The sequence below is a fragment of the Brevibacillus sp. NL20B1 genome (assembly GCF_018195675.1).
GTDB classification, from domain to species: Bacteria; Bacillota; Bacilli; order Brevibacillales; family Brevibacillaceae; genus Brevibacillus; species Brevibacillus aydinogluensis.
The window spans coordinates 1-20,091 of record NZ_JAGTPT010000040.1 but is presented as its reverse complement, the minus strand read 5'-3'; the positions used below and the strand labels follow the sequence as shown (position 1 = coordinate 20,091).

Sequence of the window (20,091 nt, the reverse complement as noted above, 5' to 3'; positions counted from 1 at the left end):
CCAAATCCAGTATGATCCTTCGTTTCATGATTCTTCACTCCATTCGTTGAACTGTTTGTCCATTATACCTTTATGAGTCCACTTTGTATCTGGCACTGAAAAGATTCTTGCTCATCACTTGCTCATCATTAGCCGCGATGATCAGCACAATGTTTTTTCTCCGTCAAGTCATTAAGCAAATCGTCGTCAACCAAAATACAATTGTATTTGTGCGGCTCATAACTGAATACGGTTCTTTCGTCAACGTCATCAAGACGACATGATATAATGAGAGGAATTGTTGCAACGCTGTAGAGGTGGAAAAATGATGACAGTGAAAAAAATGATGCCCGACTATATGAAATGTGTACTCATCGGTGCGCTCTTGGGTACAATCTCCAAGTATTTAGACACGGTTGCAGTCGATGGGAGTTGGCTAGCGGATGTCTTCCACTATTGTTCGCACATTCTTTCCCGATTAGGAATCTGGGTATTGATCGCTGCAATGATAGCCGCGTACAGTAAAACAATCATCAGGGCCGCGATCAATACCTTTGTATTCTTTGCAGGGGTGCTGATCAGTTATTACCTGTATTCAGCATACTTGTTCGGTTTTTTTCCGACCAAATATTTTATGCTGTGGGGCAGTATTGCACTATTATCTCCCTTTCTGGGCAGCATTGTTTGGTTAGCCAAAAATCATTCACGTCTCGCTTATATCTTGCCGGCCTTGCCCATGGGACTGATGTTAAGTCTTTCTTTGGCAATTGGCGCATTTTATCTGGACATCAATTATATTGACGAACTCATTATGTATGCTGTTTTGTGCGTGATTTTTTACAAGGAACCGAAACAAATGGCGGTATCCATCGTGTTTTCATTTGTTCTTGCATTGCTTATCGAAATAATCAGCCCATATCACTTTTAATCTCCGAGCGAGATCTAGCCGGAGAGAGTCCGGTCGATCTTGACTGGGGATGGAGATATCGGCTGGCGTAGCACCTGCTTTCTTAGCAATCTGCAAAATAAATGTGAGCCTCCTCCCGTCTTTGCGGCGGGTGGAGGCTCTTTGCGTCTGTCCGGCATCATTACCTTTTCGGCACAGAAACCGATGAAGCCTGACAAGTGTACATGCTAAGTGAACATTTTCATTTCCCGCAGGCCCACATTAAAGGCGGAATAGAGGCCTGCCGGTCCGGCGCCGATAATCGTCACGTCGTACAAATCTTGTGTGCTCATCTGCTCGCCTCCAGCACAAAAGTTTCGCCGGCATGATGGCGCCCTATCGGCACGACCGAAGGAGCACCGGATACAGGGTCCCGAACAATCATACAATCCAGCCCGAAAACGTCTTTGATCAATTGACTGGTAATCACTTCGGACGGTTTGCCTTCGGCGACCAGTTTGCCTTGACGCAGCGCAAACACATAATCCGCATACCGCGCCGACAAGTTGATATCATGCAAGACCATGACGATGGTCGTGCCGTATTTGCGGTTTAAATCCGTCAACAGATCCAGAATTTCGATCTGGTACGTGATATCCAAATAGGTGGTCGGTTCGTCCAGAAATAACATATCCGTCTGCTGCGCCAATGCCATCGCAATCCAAACCCGTTGACGCTGACCGCCCGACAGCTCATCCACATGGCGGTTGGCCAATGCCGTGATGTCCATAATCTCCATGGCTTCCGCAACCGCTTCGTAGTCTTTCTTGCTCCATGTTCCAAACAGCGATTGATGGGGAAAACGGCCCCGCCCGACCAAATCGGCCACGGTAATCCCCTCCGGAACGATGGGCGATTGCGGCAGCAAGCCCAACACCCGAGCCAGCTGCTTCGACGGGATCGAATGAATCGGTCGGCCGTCCAACAATATCTCGCCTGACAGCGGTTTGATGATCCGGGCCAGCGTCTTTAACAGCGTCGATTTGCCGCATCCGTTTGCTCCGATAATGACGCTGATTTGATTGCTGGGGATTTGCAGGCTGATGCCGTCTAAAATCTTTTTGTCGCCATAACCGGCAACAAGCTGCTTGGCCTGAAAGGTATGGCTTTTCATCGTTTAAAACGCCCCCTTTCGATTCATTCGCACTAACAGGTACAACAAATAAGGCGCTCCGATGATTCCCGTAATGATGCCCACGGGGAATTTGACTTCAAAGGCGAATTGCCCCACCAAATCCGCGGCCAACACCAACACAGCCCCAACCAGACCGGCGGGTATGCTGTTGGCGGTGCCTGTACCGACCAAACGAACGGCAATCGGACCGGCGAGAAACGCCACCGAAGCAATCGGTCCGGTAATCGCCGTGGCAATCGCTGACAGCACCACGGCACTAACGATGAGGAGCACACGTGTCCGGTCCGTTTTGACCCCCAATGCCGTCGCCATTTGTTCGCCCAGTTCCAGCACCATTAACGATCGGCCAAGCACGCAAATCAGCGGCACCAGCACCAGGAAGGAAATCATCAGCACAGGCAATTCTTCCATCTTCACCCCGTTTAAACTTCCCGTAAGCCAGCGCACCGCAGAAGAAAGATTGTGTTCCTTGGCGATCAACATTAAATAGGTAATGATGGAGTTGCACATCGCCTGCATCCCGATGCCGACCAAAATCAGCCGACCGATGGAAAACGTTTTTCCCCTGGCCAATCCGTAAATGATGAGGACCGTCAGTAATCCGGCGATGATCGATGCGACGGATGTCACGGTTTCGCTGCTCTGCAAAACGACGATGCAAAAAACAGCCGCCGCGCTCGAACCGGCAGTAATCCCGATCACATTCGGGTTGGCCAGCGGATTTCGCAGCATCGTTTGAAATACATAGCCGGCGATGCCAAAGGCAAAGCCCGCAAACAAACCGGCCAGCATGCGCGGCAAGCGAATCGTTTTGATTGCGAATGTCGCACCTTTTACCTCTTCTCCCAACAGTACGGCCGCCACATCACGCACAGGATAGATCGTATTGCCCAGCAAGAGCATGGCACAGCATAAAGCCACCGTAAGCACGGCCAATGCCGTCGTCACAGCTATCCATCTGCCTCTGCGGCGAATCCTGCCTTGTTTAATAAAATCAATCGTCGTCTGATTCATAGTGAACGCACTTTCGCTTTCATCGTTAGAATGATCAGCAGGGGAGCGCCGAGAAAGGCAGTCAGCACCCCTACCTCCAATTCACCCGGTCTGCCGATTAATCTGCCAAGTACATCGGAAACGGTTAAGATGACAGCCCCTGAAAGGGCGGACATCGGGATTAAGTAGCGCAAATCCGGCCCCAACAGCATCCGCATCACATGGGTGGCCAGAAGTCCGACGAACCCGATGGGACCGGCAACCGCAGTGGTGGCGCCGCATAAGATGACGCCCGCAAACGCCGCAACAAGCCTGAGCAGACTCGTTTTTACTCCAAGGCCGGTTGCCATTTCCTCCCCAAGCGCCAAAGCATTTAACGCCGGGGCGGTGATGACGGCTATAAGAACACCCGTCAGAAGAAAGGGCAACAGCAGGACGAGCGAATCCCACGTGCCGGCGCCGACACTGCCCACCTGCCAAAATCGAAACTGATCCATCACATAGGAACGCGGAATCATCACAGCGGTGACCAGGGAGGAGAAGGCAGCACTCGTGGCCGCCCCCGCCAGTACAAGTTTAAGAGGCGTAGCACCGCCACGCCCCAGAGAACCGATGCCAAAAACGAATATCGCTGTAAGCACAGCGCCCGCTAAAGCAAACCAAATATACTGACTGGCCGTATTGATCTGAAAAAATGCCATGCCGCATACGACAAACAATGCCGCCCCGTTGTTAACGCCGAGAATACTCGGATCCGCGATGGGGTTGCGCGTGACGGATTGCATGAGCACCCCCGCTATGCCAAGTGCCGCACCGCAGCACAAGGCGAAAATGGTGCGGACGACACGCTTTTGCACGACGCTCGTTTCATAGATTTCCCCTTGATGCTTCATCAACCCGTCGATCACTTCCTGCAATGTCAAGGAACGTGCTCCAAACATAAAGGAAGCGATAATCCCCAGCACGAACAACACAAGAAAGATGACGAGCACAGGGATGAACGATTTCGGATAAAAACGGTTGCGTTCCATCTATGCGGACTCCATTTTATTGTTTAATTTTCGCTACGGCTTTGACGATCAGCGACAGATATTCATCCAATGTGTATTCGATCGAAAGCGGATTGGGATTGCCTGCTGCCGCCAGCGGCGTGCCGTCCGGTATCAACACCATGGACCCCCGTTTAATGGCCGGAATCTTGCCGAATACAGGGTCCGCCTGCAGCGCTTTTAACAGCGCTTCATCGCCATAAGCCACCAAAATGTCGGCATCACGTAACGCATCGGCGTTTTCCGCGCTTAAACTCAACGCAAAGCCGGTGTCCGGTTTTACGTATTTGTTGATGTTTTCCGGGAAGACCATGCCCAATTCTTGCAAAAACTCCCCGCGCGGATCACCGGGCAAATAAATATAGAAGCTGGACAAATCAGACGGCGAGAAATATGTAAATGCCGCTTTCACGCCTTTTAATTCCGGATGCTGCACAACCTTGTCAGCGATGAGCTTTTCGACATCTTTAATCAGCTGCTCGCCCTTGGCCGGAATGCCCATTCCGGCGGCATTCATGCGAATTTGCTCACGCCACGTAATCACCCACGGCGTTTTGGGATAGGCAACGACCGGAGCAATTTGGGAGAGCGTATCGTATTCCTCCTGGGTGATGCCGGAGTATGCCGCAAGAATCACGTCCGGATTGGCATCGGAGATCGCCTCGAAGTCCAGCCCGTCCGTATCCTTGAAAACATTCGGATTTGTTACGCCAAGCTCCTGCAGTTTTTTCTTCGTCCACGGCAGCAATCCGCTGTCGTCCTGGACGCCGTAGTTGGCCGCGGAGAAACCGACCGGCACGACTCCCAGCGCAAGCGCAACGTCATGGTTTGCCCATGCAATCGTCACGACCCGCTCCGGTTTTTTCTCGATTACCGTTTTTCCGAAGGCATGTTCAATGGTAATTGGAAATTGTGCCGTTTCCGCATCCTTGTTGGTCGTTTCCGTTTGTGCTGCAGGCGCCTTGCTTTCATTTGGAGTTGCCGAGTTGCCGCCTGAGCATCCCGCTAAAACACCGGCCATAAGAAAAGCCAGTACGAAACTTCTGAATGCAAACCGCTTCGCTGCCATGTTCGTGATTCCCACCCTATCTTGTAGATTACATCCATTATCAATGTAAGGTCCGGTATTACCCATAGGAAAAGAAAAACAGAAGTTAAGTCCGCAACCTAGGTTGATAATGATTATCAGTCACAGTAATTATCATATGAATTGATAGGCTTGTCAAATGTTTTCTTGTTACTATTTCATAACAATTCCTTCCCGTAAAGAAAAAGAAGCCCAGCATGGATCAAGGCAGCTCTCTGCTGCCACGCTCGGCTTCCTGGACAATTTCCTGACAGCATTCCTGTAGTGGTAATGCTTTGCCACCTACTACCGTGCTGTAAACGTTTGACCTGGGCTTCCTGCGGACTTCATTGGCAATAGCAACTAAACGTTGGCTGATTCTCTCAGGCACTTTTGTATTTCGTCAACGATCTGCCATGCCACCAAATATTTGTTTTCCAGGCGCGTCGTATGCCTGGTACCTTCCGGGCCAACGATCATCACCTGATTGGTATCCACCTCAAATCCCGCATCTGAACGAGAGACGTCATTCAGACAAAGAAGATCACCCCCCCTGTCAAGCAGCTTCCTTTTGGCTCCTTCCAGGTTTGGATCAGTCTCGGCGGCAAAACCAACCTTATATACCCCCTTGGGCACTTCCTTCATAAAATTAGGAATGGGGACAAGCTCCAGATGAAGTGGTTGAGACGTCTTTTTTATTTTCGTGGCGCTTCGTTCTTTGCATGCATATGAAAACTACGTCCGCCCCCCGATCTCTAAAAACTTCCGCCAAAGACTTCCCCATTTTGCCTGAAGATCTATTCGTAATGTGTCGTACCGGGTCGATGGGCTCAATCGTTCCTCCCCCGGTAACAATGACTTTGATACCGGTAAAATCCCCATTTCGTTTGCCCAGTAAGGTCCGCATGGCTTCCATTACGATTTCTTCATATGATAGGGATCTCTCTTTTCGGGCCGCTCCTTTCAAAAGCCAGATTTCCTCATGATGAGTAACCATATCCAACTTCCAGATACTCTGCATCGCTCCGTCTTGAATCCAGATCACAGGATTTTGCTTTCTCTTACATAAACGCTCACGTGCGCGAATGCTCTCTTTGTCCCATCCATCCTTTTCAAACAACGCACCTGTGACCACGACGATGTCAACATCCGCAACGACATTGTTTTCAGGAGTGAGGACCCCATGGCATTTCGCCACTTCTGTGAATACGCTCTCGTTAAAATATCTAGCAGCCGTTTCGGTCATCGAGACATAGACGTTCGTGCCGATGGATGAAAGTTGATCCGCTAGTTTGAGCGCGTTGACACCGTCTTTTCCTGGTCCTACGACTATTCCTGCTGACTTCATTCCTGTCTGCTTTTCCATAAAAAAACGCCAACTAGGGTTTTGCATTGTTCTTCCCTCCTGGAGGAATATCAGCATGAATCACAGCAGCAATTATCGCATATCCTTGAAAAACCGGAATAAATATTCAAAAAACTACTCTGTCTAATACGCTTTAACATCACATAATGATCGGACTGTAAGAATTTATTGTTTTCGACGTGAAACTACCTCCCCCGCTCGAAAGTTGAGTTTTAGTGAATTCTTATCACCAAACCCACACCATTTATCGGGAACTTTTCCATAAAAATTCCACCAGATTTTATTACATACCCAAAAAAATTACAAGCATCCTCGTCAATGTAGCGAAAATAAAGTCCCGATGACATTCAATGTCATCGAGACTTTCTCAACATCACGGTTCCTGTCAGGTGATAAAAAGGTCTGGAACCATTTTTTGCTAGAACACCAAAAAGGACCCGATTTCTCAGGTCCCTTGCAACTGCTTCTATATTTTATAGAACAGATCAACCTTGTCCTTTCATCTTGTTTAGGAACGGAGCCGTCTTCTTGTAGGTTTCACCCCATTCCTTCATTTGCTGAATGATCGGAATCAGGGTTCTGCCAAATTCCGTTAAGGAGTACTCCACCTTCGGAGGTACCTGGTGGTATACCTCGCGATGAACGACGCCATCCTCCTCCAGTTCGCGAAGCTGCAGCGTCAGCATCCGTTGGGTAATCCCTGGGCAAATTCGGCGAAATTCGTTAAATCGAATCGGCCCGTTCATCAAATGATATAACAGGACCCCTTTCCATTTCCCGCCGATTACGTCCAGCGTGAACTCCACCGGACAGGCTTCATCGTTTGGACAAAAGCCATAACCGCTTTTGCGATTCCGCATTGCCGCATCCCTCCGCAATAGTATACAAATGTGTACTACATCACATTAATGTGCGTACTTCACATTTTAGCGTATTACATTTACATTAACAATAAAAAAGGAGGTAGCAAACCATGTCTAAAAATACAATGAAAGCCGTTGGTTTCTATAACTATTTACCCATCGATCACCCGGAGAGTTTGATGGATGTCGAAATTGACAGACCTGTGCCAACCGGTAGAGATCTGCTGGTCAAGGTTCACGCCATCTCCGTCAATCCGGTCGACACGAAAGTGCGAAAGCCCAAAAGCCAAGTGGAGTCTTCTCCCCGAGTGATCGGTTGGGACGTTGCAGGGATCGTTGAAGAGGTAGGTCCGGACGTGACCTTGTTTAAGCCTGGGGACGCCGTGTATTATGCTGGCAGCATCACCCGTCCCGGAGGTAACAGCGAATTTCACCTGGTTGACGAACGGATCGTTGGCCGTAAACCCACTTCGCTGGATTTCGCCGAGGCAGCCGCTCTGCCTTTGACCGGAATTACCGCCTGGGAAGCGTTGTATGATCGCTTGGGTATCTCCAAAGACGCCGACCGGAATGCCGGAAAAACGATTCTAATCATCGGCGCCGCCGGAGGCGTGGGCTCTATCGCCACACAACTCGCCAAGCATGCCGGTCTTTCGGTCATCGGCACAGCTTCCCGGCCTGAATCGGTCAAATGGGTGAAAGAGCTGGGTGCGGATGCGGTCATCAATCACTTTGAACCGTTTGTCCCTCAACTCCAAGCGCTGGGGTATAGCCATGTCGACTATATCTTTTGCTTGAATACCACAGAAAAACACTGGAAGAACATGATCGACGCCATCGCACCTCAAGGCAAAATCTGCTCGATCGTCGAAACGGATGAGCCGGTCAACATCTCCCTGTTGCAGCAGAAAAGCGTCACCTTCGTGTATGAGCTGATGTTCACTCGCCCGATGTTCCAAACGGAGGATATGATTGAGCAGCATCACCTGCTGAACGCTTTGGCCGATTTGATCGATCAAGGAGTGATTCGGACGACCGCTACAGAAAAGCTGTCTCCCATCAACGCCGCTAATCTCCGCAAAGCTCATGCGCTCATCGAGTCCGGAAGAATGATCGGCAAAGTGGTGCTGGAGCATTTCAGCTAAAGAAAAAAACCATGCCAGAGGCATGGTTTCAGATTGAAGACAAACTCCCACATGCGCTCCAACGCAGTGGGAGTTTTGCCGTTGAAAAGATGAAAATCAAGCCAACCCACCTGTCGCGATCTGCTGGTCGATCCTTCCTCCACAGCCAGATCGCCAGTTTTTTCAGATTCATCGCAGCAAACGTAAGCATCGCCTGCATGGTGACCTTCCGTATCCCCCGCAAGGTCGTCCATCGCATGCCATGCTTCTCCTTCAAATCTGCGAACACCCGTTCAATCGTCTCTTTCCGCTGTTCGTAAATGTGTCTGTTCGTTTCCGTGTGCCGCAAATGATAACTTCTTCCAGATAATGCGCCCCAATATGGAGGCTGATCCGCTTGGTGCAATCCTTGCTTTCCGTACACTGTGTCAATAACGGACAATGGCGGCATACCTCCGGATTGGACCGGTAGATGCGATAACCTTCCTTGGTCGTCGTTTCATAGCTCAACACTGCGTTGTTCGGGCAAATGTAGCAATCGTAATACTCGTCGTAGACGTATTCGTGCTTACGTCAGAAAAAAGACTGTCGACCAGGGTTTGTCGACATGGACTGACCCCATATCTTGAGGCAAATCAAAACACCTTCAAGAAATTGTATTCCCGTGAGTGAAGTTATGGAGCAACTTTGTATTAAGAACAAAACGCAGGTAAACACATGGTTACGTTGGTACAGAAATGGCGAAACTCACCGTTTTGCACAACCGGTAGGCAAACAGTACGCATACGGGAAAGGGCCAGAGTTTGCAACGGAAGTTGAAAGGTTAAGACAAGGAAATCGTTACTTACAGCAATAATTGGATGTCTTAAAAAAGTACAAGGAGTGGGAAAGGAGGTGTCACCAGAAGCCGCAGTTCAGTGGATGGATGCTTTAAAGGGAGAGGTCACTGTAAAACAAACATGCAAATGGCTAGGTAAAGCTCGTTCCAGCTATTAAATTATCGATGGAAAAATCAACGAAATACACAGCCGTTTGCCAATTCAAATCGTCACTCGTCACTAAAGTCTGAAACATTCAATCTCGAAGATATTACCTGTACAACGACGGCCATCGTTGAACAGATTGTACAAGACTACATTCATTACTATAACTCAATTCGCATTCAAATGAAACTAAACAACCAGTCACCGATTCAATATCGGCAACTGGCTGCTTAAAAAACTAAGGTGTTTTGATCCCTGTCCTACGGACGGGGGTCAGTCCCGTTCACCTTCCACGGTGTTTTTCTTTTGCTTTTTTTCGCTTGAGTTCTCTCTTATATTCCTTGAGTTCTTCCCGTCTGGCTTTGCTTAGGATTTGTTTTTCTTTTTTTCGTTTCTCGTACTCCAACTGAAGTGCCGCCTGGGCGTACGTCGACACTCCATTCGCTTTCATTTCACGGGCTGCCTGCCTTGCCAATCGTTTCGGGTTTATTTTTCTAGGTTGACGTTTTTCAACAGATAGGTGTTCTGACAACCCGCTCATGAACTCCAATAATTTTGTGTTAACAAATTCAAGTACTTCCTGGTCCTTTGGCTCAGAGCCAAACAAATACCTGCCCGCTCTCAGCTTTCCGTTAACAACTTCTTCTACAACACCTACCCAAAATTGACCATCATGAAAAACAGTCAATTTCACTCTCTATTCCCCCTCTAACACAAAATCATTGGAACGATGGACATCCCGAGGGGGGAAGGTTACTGACATTGGCAACAGTTACCAATGCGTCTGGACTACCAACCAGACCGTGTTTTTACGTTCCATATTCATATTTTATCATACAACAAGCTTCACGTGATTTCACTATCCCGTCCGTCACCTCAAGGATCACAATCCAGCCCGTTTTCAAAAGATGAAGCCGAACCGTGATCAGGGTTGAACCCTGACACCGTTCGGCTTCGTGGACATGATTTATTTTCTTTCTACTGCTCAGGTTCCGTCCTTTTCTTACTCAACCGTTACGCTCTTCGCCAGGTTGCGCGGCTTATCGACGTCCAGACCGCGGGCGACGGAAGCGTAGTACGCGAGCAGTTGCAATGGAATGACGGTCAGAATCGGCGTCAACATTGGCAAGGTGGTCGGAATGTGGATGACATCGTCCACGGTTTTGGCCAGTTCGCGGTCGCCTTCGATGGCGAAGCCAAGTACGCGGGCGCCGCGAGCTTTTACCTCAACGATGTTGCTGACCATTTTTTCGTAGATGTCCGGCTGGGTGGCCAGCGCCACAACCGGTACGTTGTCTTCAATCAGCGCAAGTGTGCCATGCTTCAGTTCGCCTGCGGCGTACGCTTCGGAGTGGATGTAGGAGATCTCCTTCAGCTTGAGCGAGCCTTCCAGCGACACCGCGTAGTCCAGACCGCGGCCGATGAAGAACAGGCTGGTCGCGTCCTTGATGCTTTCGGCAAAGCGACGGATCTGCTCATCGTTTTCGAGGATCGTGCTGATCTTCGCCGGGAGTTGCTGCAGGTGTTCCACCACGTTCGCGATCTCGGCAGCGGCCAGCGTGCCCTTGACTTGTGCAAAGTAGAGGGCGAACAGGTAAAGTGCCACGACCTGGCTGGTGTATGCCTTGGTGGACGCCACCGCCACTTCCGGACCGGCCCAGGTGAAGATCACGTCATCCGCTTCGCGAGCGACGGAGCTGCCCACTACGTTGGTGATGGCCAACACCTTGACGCCGCTCTTCTTCGCTTCACGCAGGGCAGCCAGCGTGTCGGCAGTTTCACCGGACTGGCTGATCACGATCATCAGGGTCTTGTCGGTGTAGATTGGGTCGCGGTAGCGGAACTCGGAAGCCACTGCTACTTCCACCGGCACGCGCGTCCATTTTTCGATGACTTCTTTTCCGACCAGACCGGCGTGCATGGACGTACCGCACGCGACGATGTAGATGCGGTCGTACGCTGCCAATTCCTCGTCGCTCATGTTCAGCTCCGGCAGCACCACGCGCTTGTTCGCTTCGTCAATGCGTGCGCTCACCGTGTCGCGGACGGCTTGCGGCTGCTCGTAGATTTCCTTTTGCATGAACGAGTCGTATCCGCCTTTTTCCGCCTGCACCAGATCCCACTCCACGTGGAACAGTTCCCGTTCGATTCGTTCACCGGTCTCGGCATCCATCAGTTCCACGCCGTCGCGGGTGAGAACGGCCATCTCCCCTTCATTGAGGATGTAGACGTCGCGAGTGTGTTCCAACAGGGCCGGAATGTCGGAACCGATAAAGTTCTCACCTTCACCGACACCGACGATCAGCGGGCTTGCCAGACGGACCGCAACCAGTTTATCCGGCTCATGCTCGGTCATGATGCCCAGCGCGTACGCCCCGCGCATGCGCTTCACGGCCTTGCGCACTGTGGAGACGATGTCGCCGTCATACAGATCGGCCAGCAGATGGGCAATTACTTCCGTATCCGTCTCCGAGGTGAACTCGTAGCCCTTGGCCATCAGCTCTTCCTTGATCGGCAGGAAGTTTTCAATAATCCCGTTGTGTACCACGGCAAATTTTTTGGCCGAATCGGTATGCGGATGGGCGTTTTCGTCGGACGGCTTGCCGTGCGTTGCCCAACGCGTATGCCCGATGCCTGCGTTACCGGCCAGCGGCTGTACAGCCAGTTTGCCCTCCAACACGGCCAGACGCCCTTTTGCTTTGTCCACCAGCAAACCCTGTGCCGTCTGAACAGCGATCCCCGCCGAGTCATACCCGCGGTACTCCAGCTTGCGCAGACCTCCGATGATGATTTCTTGCGCTTGTCGATTGCCAATGTATCCTACAATTCCGCACATATTGTTTTGTCCCCTTTCAGTGACGGGGACACGACCCACTGTTTGTGATACGGGGGGTGTGCCCCCGCCATTCCATTTGGTGTTGTTTGACTGACGATTTTGCAAAAACCCTTTTTTCCAAAACCTGTTGGTGTATCATGCGCGGGTTTTGTCCAACAGGTCGCCCTGCTGTTTTGTACCCGCGCTCCTCGGCAGTGATACAGCTGCCGGGAGGCATCCGCCGAACTCTCGATAAACCTCCACCTCGTCCACTGCGCTCCGTGTCGGACAAACGCAGTGCTGGCGCTTTTCCATCACGACTTTACACGATTCGATAACCTTTTGGAAAATTCCCCCTCAGTTTACATTTTGTCATGGCACATGAAAAACTGTATCACAGTTTCGCAGCCACGACAATCATTCTTTTGTCTTATTACTTGTATGCAGAGGGGAGTGGTATGGTACCACTCCCCTAGTCTATTATACCAGTTCCTGTTTCACCACGTCAGCAATCCGATTGACCAACTGTTCCAACTGCGCTTCGTCCGGCCCTTCCGCCATGACGCGCACAATCGGTTCGGTTCCGGACGGACGGACCAGGACACGGCCGTTTCCAGCCAGTTCCTCTTCCACCTCGCGAATGGCCTTCTCAATCGCCTGGTTGCCGGCGAGCTTCGTCTTGTCCTCGACCCGTACGTTGACCAGGATTTGCGGATATTTGGTCATCACCTGTTTCAGTTCAGACAGCGGCATGCCCGACTCCTTGACCACATTGAGGAGCTGCAGGCCAGTCAGCAAACCGTCCCCAGTCGTATTGTAGTCCAGGAAGATGATGTGGCCGGACTGCTCGCCGCCCAGGTTGTAACCGCCGCGCAGCATTTCCTCGACCACGTACCGGTCTCCCACCGCTGTTTTGGTGGTGTTGATTCCGCATTCTTCCATCCCTTTGAAGAAGCCCATGTTGGCCATTACGGTCGTGACTACCGTGTTGTTGTTCAGCTTGCCTTTCGCCTTCAAGGCACGTGCGCAGATCGCCATGATGTAGTCGCCGTCCACGATCTCCCCGTTTTCATCCACCGCGATGCAGCGATCGGCGTCACCGTCGAAGGAAAGACCCAGGTGTGCCTTGTGCTTCACGACTTCCTCCTGCAGGCGCTCCGGATGGGTGGAGCCGCACTGCTCGTTGATGTTGACGCCGTTCGGGTTGGCTCCGATCGTGATAACCTCCGCTTCCACGTCGGCAAACAGCCGGGCCGCCAGCGAAGAAACAGCGCCATTGGCGCAATCGAGCACCACTTTCATGCCGTCAAAGCGCTCCGTAACCGTGCTTTTCAGGTGGGACAGGTACTTTTGACCGCCCTCCAGGTATTCCAGCACTGTTCCGATGTGCTCGCCGGTCGGACGAGGCAGGGTGTCTTCCTCCGCGTCCAGGTATTGTTCGATTTCCTCTTCCACCTCGTCCGAGAGCTTGAAGCCGTTGCTGCCGAAAAACTTGATGCCGTTATCAGGATACGGATTGTGGGAGGCGGAAATCATGACGCCGGCATCCGCTCCCAGCGCCCGGGTGAGATACGCAACGCCGGACGTAGAAATGACGCCCAAGCGGACGACCTCCGCTCCTACCGAGAGCAATCCGGCCAACAGCGCGCTTTCCAGCATCTGTCCCGAAATGCGGGTGTCGCGCCCAATCACCACTTTCGGTTTGCCTTCCTGCTTGTGTCTGGTCAGAACGTAACCGCCGACACGCCCAATTCGGAATGCCAATTCTGGAGTCAGCTGGGCATTGGCCACACCGCGTACACCATCAGTTCCAAAATACTTCCCCATGTTTGTCCCTCTTTTCCTTCCTTGTACACCAAACAGCTTTTGTCTAGCTTCGCTTGTTCGTGATTTCCACTGTTACCTTCTTGGGTGCTGTTTTTGCCACTTTGACGTAATCCGGCTGGTTGAAGATGTAGTTCAAGGTAACCTCATACACACCGGCCGGCATGCTGCTCACGTCAGCGACCACCTGCACATCTTCCGGCCCCAGTTGCTGCAGCACTTCCGGTGCTCCCACCGTGTCGAAATCGATGGTGGACATCTCCTGACCATCCGGCGAAAGCACGCGCGCCTTCATGTTTTCCGAGAGGCCGCTGATGCGGATCGGGATTTTCGCCAAACGTTTGGTTGTGGACGGAACCACTTTCAGTGACACCTTCAAATACTCGGGTTCCACATTCACGATGTTTTCCAACACCGGTATCTTCAGCTCCAAGACGCGATCCGACGTAATGCTGCTCAGATCGATCTCCGGCCCCGGATACGTGCTCGTTTTGAGTGCATCGATCACTTCTTTCGGTCCGTATACGGTCACCTCTTCCACATTCATTTCTACACTAGCCAAACTATAGCCATCCGGCATTTCATTCGTCAAGTTCAATTTGATCGGGACCTTGACATACGGGCTGGTCACCGGCACGCTGACCTCCACGGTGAGCGGGATCACTTCCGCTGTCTGCAGGACGTTGCCCGATTTGTCCACTACCTTGAGCGGTACAGTCGTTTTGATCGGCGAGGTCGCCCCTTCTACATCGACGGAGGCCTTCACTGCCGCCACCCTGTCAGCCTGGCTCTCTGGCACTCGGACCAAAGCCCTAAACGGCTTGACCAGCGGCTCGCCGGCCGTGTACCCCTGCGCGACCTGTCCCAGCATCTCGACCGTGACTTCGCGCTCCACGGTCTTTTTCTCTTCCAGCGTGACTTCGACCACGTTGGGAATGATCCCCACTTTGGCATCCTCCCACCCCTTGTACTGAACCGGCACCTTGTGGGTCCCTGCTCCTTTGTCACGCAGGTCCACATACACCTCGTAGGTATCGGAGGGAAGAATATTATGGCGGTAAAACGGGTTGTTGCTCTCCAGCGCCACCTTGACTGTTTTCGGCTGTTTCACCACATAGTAACGCTCGCTGTCGTATTTGACGTGCAGGGCGATGTCGTCAATCAAGAGCGGGCGGCTCGTCTCCGTCGAAGGAGTCGAATCCATTTCCAGGTTGACGACCATCCACATCATGATCGCCAGCATCAAGGCGATGGCTCGCGCAAACCAATGACTGTTTAACCACTTATCCATGTTTTCGCCTCCATTGCCAACGACTTGCCATGGACTTGCTCTTTGAGGAAGGCTGGAGTTGTTCCATCAGGCATTCCGCCAACTGCTCCTCTGTCAGGTTGCGTTTCATTTCTCCGTTCATGGCAAACGACACGTGTCCCGTCTCTTCGGAAACGACAATGGACAGACCGTCAGATACTTCGCTGACCCCGATGGCGGCGCGATGGCGCGTCCCCAATTCTTTTGAAATGGACGTATTTTCAGAGAGGGGCAGGTAACATGCAGCGGCGAGAATCACGTCTCTGCGCATGATCACCGCCCCGTCGTGCAGCGGCGTGTTCGGGATGAAGATGTTGATCAACAGCTCCGAACTGACGCGCCCGTTGATGCCAATTCCTGTCTCCACGAAATCGTTCAGCCCGGTTTCCCGTTCGATTACGATCAGGGCGCCAATCCGCCGTTTGGCCAGGTAAGTCACGGATTTACAGACCTCCTGCACCATCTGGCGCACCGTCTCTTCGTCCTGCATGCTGCTCGAGCGGGAAAAGAGTCTGCCCCGCCCCAACTGTTCCAGGGCGCGTCGCAGTTCTGGCTGGAAGATGATCACGATGGCCAGCACCCCGAACGTAAACGCCTGCGACATGAGCCAATGCAGCGTCGTGAGCTGGAAGTACTTGCTCAACAACCAGGTGATAATGATCACCATGATCCCTTTGAGCAGCTGCACCGCTCGCGTACCGCGAATCAGCATAATCAGTTTATATATCACGTATGTGACGAGAGAAATATCGACCACATACCGCAGCAAATCCCCATAATCCAGTGAAATCATAAACGAAGCCCCCATATTTCGCTCCATCTCAAGGCAGTTGCTAGCGTCTCCTGCGGAAAAAGCACGGCTGCTTTTTGCCGTGCTGCATGTAACTATACTCTCTATTTTCTCCTATGGCAAGATAGGAAGCAAGTCATTACCAAGATTTTTCATTTCGTACCAAATCCATTCGAAGATCGCTTCGATTGACTCGGTGTTTCCCGCCACTTTGGCGGTGGAAGCCAGCACCACCTTGCCTTCGATGGCGACCACGTTGCCTTTTACTTGTCCCTGCACCTCCACATTTCCGTTGCGCACTACCAAATCTCCGTCGATGGTTGTTCCCGCAGGCACGACCACTACGTTGCGCTCATAGTCAATTTTTAGTTTATCCAAGTTGGACGAGGAAATTTGCAGGGTGTTATCCGCCTCAAACCAGGAAGCAAACATGCTCCCGGTCATCAAAAAGAGAAAGACAGCAGCTGCCGTAAGAAACGGATGATTCCGCAGCCAATTGGAAAATCGCCTTGTCTTGGGAGGAGCCGGCAATTGCGCAAGAACGCGAGCGGTAAAATCTGGCGAGACATGAACATGAGATGCGCTCTGGACAAAGGCGATGGCCCGCTGCAGTTCGTGCAGATGCCGGCGGCAGGAAGCACAGGTCTGCAGGTGGGATTGCAGCTTCTGATTGGACAGCTCGTCAATCTCTTCGTCCAGGAACTCGTGAATGAGCGCAATCATTTCTCGGCATTCCATCGTGGTATTCTCCTTTCCTACATAAATCGCAACTTGCTGCGCAAGGCTTCTCGACCGCGGTGAATCCGCGTCTTGATGGTTGTGACCGGCAGCTTGACAATATCGCTGATTTCCTGCAGCGACAGATCTTCAATGTACCGTAAAATCATGATGGACCGGTACTTGGGCGCTAGTTGGGAAAGGGCGCTCTGTACGGTCTCCTGCAACTCCTGCGTTACCACTTGGTCCTCTGGCCCCTTCTCGTTGGACGACAGCCGCGAATACCAATCCATGCCCTGTCCGGGCTCCAGTTCCTCGTCGAGCGAAAAGTCGGGCCGCTTTTTTCTGCCCCGGTCGATGCACAGATTGGTCGCAATCCGGTAAATCCACGTGGAGAACTTGTAACTTTCGTCGTAGGAATGCAGGTTGGCATACACCCGCAAAAATGTTTCTTGCGCGATGTCTTCCGCATCCTGGCGGTTTCCCACCATGCGATACGCAAGCTGAAATATCTTGTCCTTATATATTTCGATTAACTCGGCAAAAGCTTCGCGGTCTCCCCGCTTCGCCCGCTGGGTTAACCGTTTCTCTACAAAGTCCATGCGATCCTCCCCGCAATACCGTAATCTCCTTATACGGATGGTACTGCAAATGGTTTCGTTTTTCCGGCGTGTTTACTCGGCCATTTTTGAGGGAAATACAGGAATAAAGAGACAGGTTGTCTCCATATAGTAGTGATGGTACCCCTCTTAACTTGACGGTGTAAAGGAGAGTGGAACACATGCACGATCCGCATGTTCTTCTCCAAATCGAACAACTGCGCAAAGAGCTGAACGAACGCTACGAGGAACAAAAAACGATTACGCCCGAAATGGTGGAGTTAAGCGTGCAGTTGGACCATCTGTTGAACAAGCTGCATCCCCATCCTTAGAATGTACCGCTATCCTCCACTGATGTAAAGATGCGGAAACAAAAAGCGAGGGAACTCACGGGTCCCTCGCTTCTTTTCTTACAGCAATTTGTCGCCAAAAGCAGAGCTCATCAGGGCAACAGCGACACGGGCGGTCATGTTTTCCCGGTCGAGAATCGGGTTCACTTCCACAAACTCGGCCGAACAGAGAATATCTGCGTCAGCCAGCATCTCCAGCGCCAAATGACCTTCCCGGTAAGAGATGCCGCCAATCACCGGCGTGCCCACTCCCGGTGCATCGTGCGGATCAAGTCCGTCCAGATCGAGGCTGAGGTGGACGCCATCGGTGTTCTTGGACACATGGGCAATCGCTTCATCCATCACGCGGGCCATGCCCAGTTTGTCGATTTCGTGCATGGTGAACACCTTCAAGCCGATTCGTTTGATTAATTCGCGCTCGCCCGCATCCAAATCGCGCGCGCCAATAATCACCACATTTTCCGGCTTCAGCTTCGGCGCAAAACCGCCGATTTGCACCAGGCGCTCATGTCCGTACCCCAGGCTGGCGGCCAGCGGCATCCCGTGAATGTTGCCGGAGGGTGACGTTTCTCCGGTGTTCAAATCACCGTGAGCGTCAAACCAGATCACGCCGAGGTTTTTTACGTGCTTGGCCACACCGGCCACTGTGCCGAGCGCAATGCTGTGGTCGCCGCCCAGCACCAGCGGAAAACGCCCTTCCTCCATGATGGCGCTTACAGCTTCGGCCAGTCTGGTGTTGGCCTCCACCACTTCATCCAGGTACTTGTGGTTGTCTGTCTCGGTAAACGTGTGCGGTCGAGTAACAGGAATATCCCCTTTGTCCTGGATATCCAGACCCATTTTTTTCAGGCGATCAATCACGCCTGCATAACGGATGGCACTCGGTCCCATGTCCACCCCGCGGCGGTCTGCTCCCAAATCAAGCGGTACACCGATAATGCTGATGTTTTTGTTCATAAACGCGCCCCCTTCCCTTGGTTCACACACGCTTATTGTAGCCTTGAGAAAGGAAATGACTCAACTCGACAGCCATTTGCATAAAAAAACTGCAGGCAGCTGCCTGCAGGCTTTTTGACACGTGCGTCCCCTGTCATTTTATGATTGGTGAAACACACGGGGGGCGTACAGAAAAAAACGAGCAACCGATAAGCGGCTGCCCGTTTTACACGATGGAATGGAGCGGGTGATGGGAATCGAACCCACGCATCCAGCTTGGAAGGCTGGAGTTCTACCATTGAACTACACCCGCATGTGAACAAGGTCCCATAAAATGCAGATAGTCCCAACAGCAGATTGGGAATATGAAAGTGGTCGGGAAGACAGGATTCGAACCTGCGACCCCTTGGTCCCAAGCCAAGTACTCTACCAAGCTGAGCTACTTCCCGATCTACCTTCAGTTGTGGGAGGGGGAAGTGAGAAACATGTTCTCACGCCTAACCTCACACATCTGCAAATATGGCGTGCCCTGAGAGATTCGAACTCCCGACCTTTTGATTCGTAGTCAAACGCTCTATCCAGCTGAGCTAAGGGCACATATATGGCGGGGTTCCCAAAGCCCCTTTTTATTTGGGAATAAAGTAACTGGTGAGCCATGAAGGACTCGAACCTTCGACCCTCTGATTAAAAGTCAGATGCTCTACCAACTGAGCTAATGGCTCATGGAAATGGCTGGGGTACTAGGATTCGAACCTAGGAATGACGGAGTCAAAGTCCGTTGCCTTACCGCTTGGCGATACCCCAATGAGTAATGGGAATGGTGGGGAGAGACGGATTCGAACCGCCGAACCCAGAGGGAGCAGATTTACAGTCTGCCGCGTTTAGCCACTTCGCTATCTCCCCAAATCCTACCAACGAAGTGGTGTGAAAGGAATGGTGGAGGCTGACGGGATCGAACCGCCGACCCTCTGCTTGTAAGGCAGATGCTCTCCCAGCTGAGCTAAGCCTCCACAACACCCTACAAAGTTTCGGGATGGTTGAAAGTACATTCCCTATGCTTTGCAGGGACCCACTTCATTATATGGTGACCCGTAGGGGATTCGAACCCCTGAATGACAGCGTGAAAGGCTGCTGTGTTAAACCTCTTCACCAACGGGCCATGCAATGGTGCTCCCGACAGGAATCGAACCTGCGACCTCTTCCTTACCATGGAAGCGCTCTACCGACTGAGCTACAGGAGCAGATGA

16 protein-coding genes, 9 tRNA genes and 4 pseudogenes are annotated in these 20,091 nt (G+C 51.7%); 4 read left to right on the top strand and 25 right to left on the bottom strand.

The features are described 5' to 3' along the window. Positions 1–307: 307 nt before the first annotated feature. On the top strand, positions 308–907 hold the full coding sequence (locus KDN35_RS19315) for a hypothetical protein (RefSeq protein WP_230077645.1): 600 nt from the start codon (positions 308–310) through the stop codon (positions 905–907). Positions 908–1,125: 218 nt separating this feature from the next. Here the strand turns inward: KDN35_RS19315 and KDN35_RS19310 are convergent. The 7 genes and pseudogenes from KDN35_RS19310 to KDN35_RS19275 form a co-directional block, all read right to left on the bottom strand. Further along, positions 1,126–1,218: pseudogene (locus tag KDN35_RS19310) on the bottom strand (NAD(P)/FAD-dependent oxidoreductase); the annotation flags it as partial. Next, positions 1,215–2,039: an ABC transporter ATP-binding protein gene (locus tag KDN35_RS19305; RefSeq protein ID WP_212133660.1), complete on the bottom strand. Its 825-nt coding sequence runs from the start codon at positions 2,037–2,039 to the stop codon at positions 1,215–1,217. The pseudogene KDN35_RS19310 and the gene KDN35_RS19305, both read right to left, overlap by 4 nt. 3 nt (positions 2,040–2,042) lie before the next feature. After that, positions 2,043–3,074, bottom strand: coding sequence for a FecCD family ABC transporter permease (locus KDN35_RS19300; protein ID WP_171567548.1), 1,032 nt, complete (start codon positions 3,072–3,074; stop codon positions 2,043–2,045). Beyond that, entirely contained in the window at positions 3,071–4,084 is a 1,014-nt protein-coding gene (locus KDN35_RS19295; RefSeq protein ID WP_029098114.1) for a FecCD family ABC transporter permease, read from the bottom strand. Before KDN35_RS19295 ends, KDN35_RS19300 begins: the two co-directional genes overlap by 4 nt. A 16-nt stretch (positions 4,085–4,100) precedes the next feature. Then, complete coding sequence (locus KDN35_RS19290; protein WP_212133658.1) at positions 4,101–5,171, bottom strand: iron-siderophore ABC transporter substrate-binding protein; 1,071 nt, start codon at positions 5,169–5,171, stop codon at positions 4,101–4,103. 360 nt (positions 5,172–5,531) lie between these two features. After that, a pseudogene (locus KDN35_RS20010) lies at positions 5,532–6,075 on the bottom strand (phosphopantothenoylcysteine decarboxylase domain-containing protein). A gap of 944 nt (positions 6,076–7,019) precedes the next feature. Then, complete coding sequence (locus KDN35_RS19275; protein ID WP_029098112.1) at positions 7,020–7,394, bottom strand: winged helix-turn-helix transcriptional regulator; 375 nt, start codon at positions 7,392–7,394, stop codon at positions 7,020–7,022. A 113-nt stretch (positions 7,395–7,507) separates the two neighbouring features. Here KDN35_RS19275 and KDN35_RS19270 point away from each other — a divergent pair, with 113 nt between their 5' ends. Then, positions 7,508–8,542: a zinc-binding alcohol dehydrogenase family protein gene (locus KDN35_RS19270; RefSeq protein WP_171567544.1), complete on the top strand. Its 1,035-nt coding sequence runs from the start codon at positions 7,508–7,510 to the stop codon at positions 8,540–8,542. Positions 8,543–8,570: 28 nt separating this feature from the next. Here the strand turns inward: KDN35_RS19270 and KDN35_RS19260 are convergent. Beyond that, a pseudogene (locus KDN35_RS19260) lies at positions 8,571–9,094 on the bottom strand (transposase); the annotation flags it as partial. 491 nt (positions 9,095–9,585) lie between these two features. Here KDN35_RS19260 and KDN35_RS19255 point away from each other — a divergent pair. Then, positions 9,586–9,738: pseudogene (locus tag KDN35_RS19255) on the top strand (IS3 family transposase); the annotation flags it as partial. Between the two features lie 49 nt (positions 9,739–9,787). On the opposite strand, the gene KDN35_RS19250 reads toward KDN35_RS19255, so the two are convergent. From KDN35_RS19250 to sigW, 7 genes are all read right to left on the bottom strand, one after another. Then, a complete protein-coding gene (locus KDN35_RS19250) occupies positions 9,788–10,198 on the bottom strand; it encodes a YjdF family protein (protein WP_029098109.1) in 411 nt (136 codons plus the stop codon). Positions 10,199–10,507: 309 nt separating this feature from the next. Beyond that, the gene (gene glmS / locus KDN35_RS19245) at positions 10,508–12,340 is read right to left on the bottom strand and encodes a glutamine--fructose-6-phosphate transaminase (isomerizing) (RefSeq protein WP_171567596.1); all 1,833 of its coding nucleotides are present in this window, start codon (positions 12,338–12,340) and stop codon (positions 10,508–10,510) included. 459 nt (positions 12,341–12,799) lie between these two features. After that, positions 12,800–14,146 carry a phosphoglucosamine mutase gene (gene glmM / locus KDN35_RS19240; RefSeq protein ID WP_171567595.1) on the bottom strand — a complete coding sequence of 449 codons (1,347 nt, stop codon included), beginning with the start codon at positions 14,144–14,146 and terminating at the stop codon, positions 12,800–12,802. Between the two features lie 43 nt (positions 14,147–14,189). After that, on the bottom strand, positions 14,190–15,434 hold the full coding sequence (locus tag KDN35_RS19235) for a CdaR family protein (protein WP_171567594.1): 1,245 nt from the start codon (positions 15,432–15,434) through the stop codon (positions 14,190–14,192). Then, positions 15,427–16,245 carry a diadenylate cyclase CdaA gene (cdaA, locus tag KDN35_RS19230; protein ID WP_283092166.1) on the bottom strand — a complete coding sequence of 273 codons (819 nt, stop codon included), beginning with the start codon at positions 16,243–16,245 and terminating at the stop codon, positions 15,427–15,429. Before cdaA ends, KDN35_RS19235 begins: the two co-directional genes overlap by 8 nt. A 111-nt stretch (positions 16,246–16,356) precedes the next feature. Further along, the gene (locus tag KDN35_RS19225; protein ID WP_212133655.1) at positions 16,357–16,980 is read right to left on the bottom strand and encodes a zf-HC2 domain-containing protein; all 624 of its coding nucleotides are present in this window, start codon (positions 16,978–16,980) and stop codon (positions 16,357–16,359) included. Positions 16,981–16,997: 17 nt separating this feature from the next. Then, positions 16,998–17,561 (bottom strand): RNA polymerase sigma factor SigW, encoded by a 564-nt coding sequence (gene sigW / locus KDN35_RS19220; RefSeq protein WP_171567592.1) that lies wholly within the window; start codon positions 17,559–17,561, stop codon positions 16,998–17,000. Positions 17,562–17,740: 179 nt separating this feature from the next. On the opposite strand from sigW, the gene KDN35_RS19215 reads away from it, so the two are divergent. Further along, entirely contained in the window at positions 17,741–17,890 is a 150-nt protein-coding gene (locus KDN35_RS19215) for an aspartyl-phosphate phosphatase Spo0E family protein (protein WP_171567591.1), read from the top strand. Positions 17,891–17,968: 78 nt separating this feature from the next. Here KDN35_RS19215 and rocF read toward each other — a convergent pair whose 3' ends face one another. From rocF to KDN35_RS19165, 10 genes are all read right to left on the bottom strand, one after another. Then, positions 17,969–18,865 (bottom strand): arginase, encoded by an 897-nt coding sequence (gene rocF / locus KDN35_RS19210; protein WP_171567590.1) that lies wholly within the window; start codon positions 18,863–18,865, stop codon positions 17,969–17,971. 218 nt (positions 18,866–19,083) lie between these two features. Beyond that, positions 19,084–19,157: transfer RNA gene (locus KDN35_RS19205), tRNA-Gly, on the bottom strand. 59 nt (positions 19,158–19,216) lie between these two features. Then, a tRNA-Pro gene (locus tag KDN35_RS19200) sits at positions 19,217–19,293 on the bottom strand. A 71-nt stretch (positions 19,294–19,364) separates the two neighbouring features. Next, positions 19,365–19,441, bottom strand: a tRNA-Arg gene (locus KDN35_RS19195). Between the two features lie 49 nt (positions 19,442–19,490). Continuing rightward, positions 19,491–19,566: transfer RNA gene (locus KDN35_RS19190), tRNA-Lys, on the bottom strand. Between the two features lie 7 nt (positions 19,567–19,573). After that, positions 19,574–19,648 (bottom strand) — tRNA-Gln (locus tag KDN35_RS19185). 14 nt (positions 19,649–19,662) lie between these two features. Further along, a tRNA-Tyr gene (locus tag KDN35_RS19180) sits at positions 19,663–19,747 on the bottom strand. A 31-nt stretch (positions 19,748–19,778) separates the two neighbouring features. Beyond that, positions 19,779–19,854, bottom strand: a tRNA-Val gene (locus KDN35_RS19175). A gap of 72 nt (positions 19,855–19,926) precedes the next feature. Next, positions 19,927–20,003 (bottom strand) — tRNA-Glu (locus KDN35_RS19170). A 6-nt stretch (positions 20,004–20,009) separates the two neighbouring features. Beyond that, positions 20,010–20,085 (bottom strand) — tRNA-Thr (locus tag KDN35_RS19165). Positions 20,086–20,091 lie beyond the last annotated feature (6 nt).

Bases quoted from the DNA above. Each gene is read 5' to 3' on its own strand.
- KDN35_RS19315 (WP_230077645.1), top strand. From the start codon at position 308: ATGACAGTGAAAAAAATGATGCCCGACTATATGAAATGTGTACTCATC.
- KDN35_RS19305 (WP_212133660.1), bottom strand. From the start codon at position 2,039: ATGAAAAGCCATACCTTTCAGGCCAAGCAGCTTGTTGCCGGTTATGGC.
- KDN35_RS19300 (WP_171567548.1), bottom strand. From the start codon at position 3,074: ATGAATCAGACGACGATTGATTTTATTAAACAAGGCAGGATTCGCCGC.
- KDN35_RS19295 (WP_029098114.1), bottom strand. From the start codon at position 4,084: ATGGAACGCAACCGTTTTTATCCGAAATCGTTCATCCCTGTGCTCGTC.
- KDN35_RS19290 (WP_212133658.1), bottom strand. From the start codon at position 5,171: ATGGCAGCGAAGCGGTTTGCATTCAGAAGTTTCGTACTGGCTTTTCTT.
- KDN35_RS19275 (WP_029098112.1), bottom strand. From the start codon at position 7,394: ATGCGGAATCGCAAAAGCGGTTATGGCTTTTGTCCAAACGATGAAGCC.
- KDN35_RS19270 (WP_171567544.1), top strand. From the start codon at position 7,508: ATGTCTAAAAATACAATGAAAGCCGTTGGTTTCTATAACTATTTACCC.
- glmS (WP_171567596.1), bottom strand. From the start codon at position 12,340: ATGTGCGGAATTGTAGGATACATTGGCAATCGACAAGCGCAAGAAATC.
- glmM (WP_171567595.1), bottom strand. From the start codon at position 14,146: ATGGGGAAGTATTTTGGAACTGATGGTGTACGCGGTGTGGCCAATGCC.
- KDN35_RS19235 (WP_171567594.1), bottom strand. From the start codon at position 15,434: ATGGATAAGTGGTTAAACAGTCATTGGTTTGCGCGAGCCATCGCCTTG.
- cdaA (WP_283092166.1), bottom strand. From the start codon at position 16,245: ATGATTTCACTGGATTATGGGGATTTGCTGCGGTATGTGGTCGATATT.
- KDN35_RS19225 (WP_212133655.1), bottom strand. From the start codon at position 16,980: ATGGAATGCCGAGAAATGATTGCGCTCATTCACGAGTTCCTGGACGAA.
- sigW (WP_171567592.1), bottom strand. From the start codon at position 17,561: ATGGACTTTGTAGAGAAACGGTTAACCCAGCGGGCGAAGCGGGGAGAC.
- KDN35_RS19215 (WP_171567591.1), top strand. From the start codon at position 17,741: ATGCACGATCCGCATGTTCTTCTCCAAATCGAACAACTGCGCAAAGAG.
- rocF (WP_171567590.1), bottom strand. From the start codon at position 18,865: ATGAACAAAAACATCAGCATTATCGGTGTACCGCTTGATTTGGGAGCA.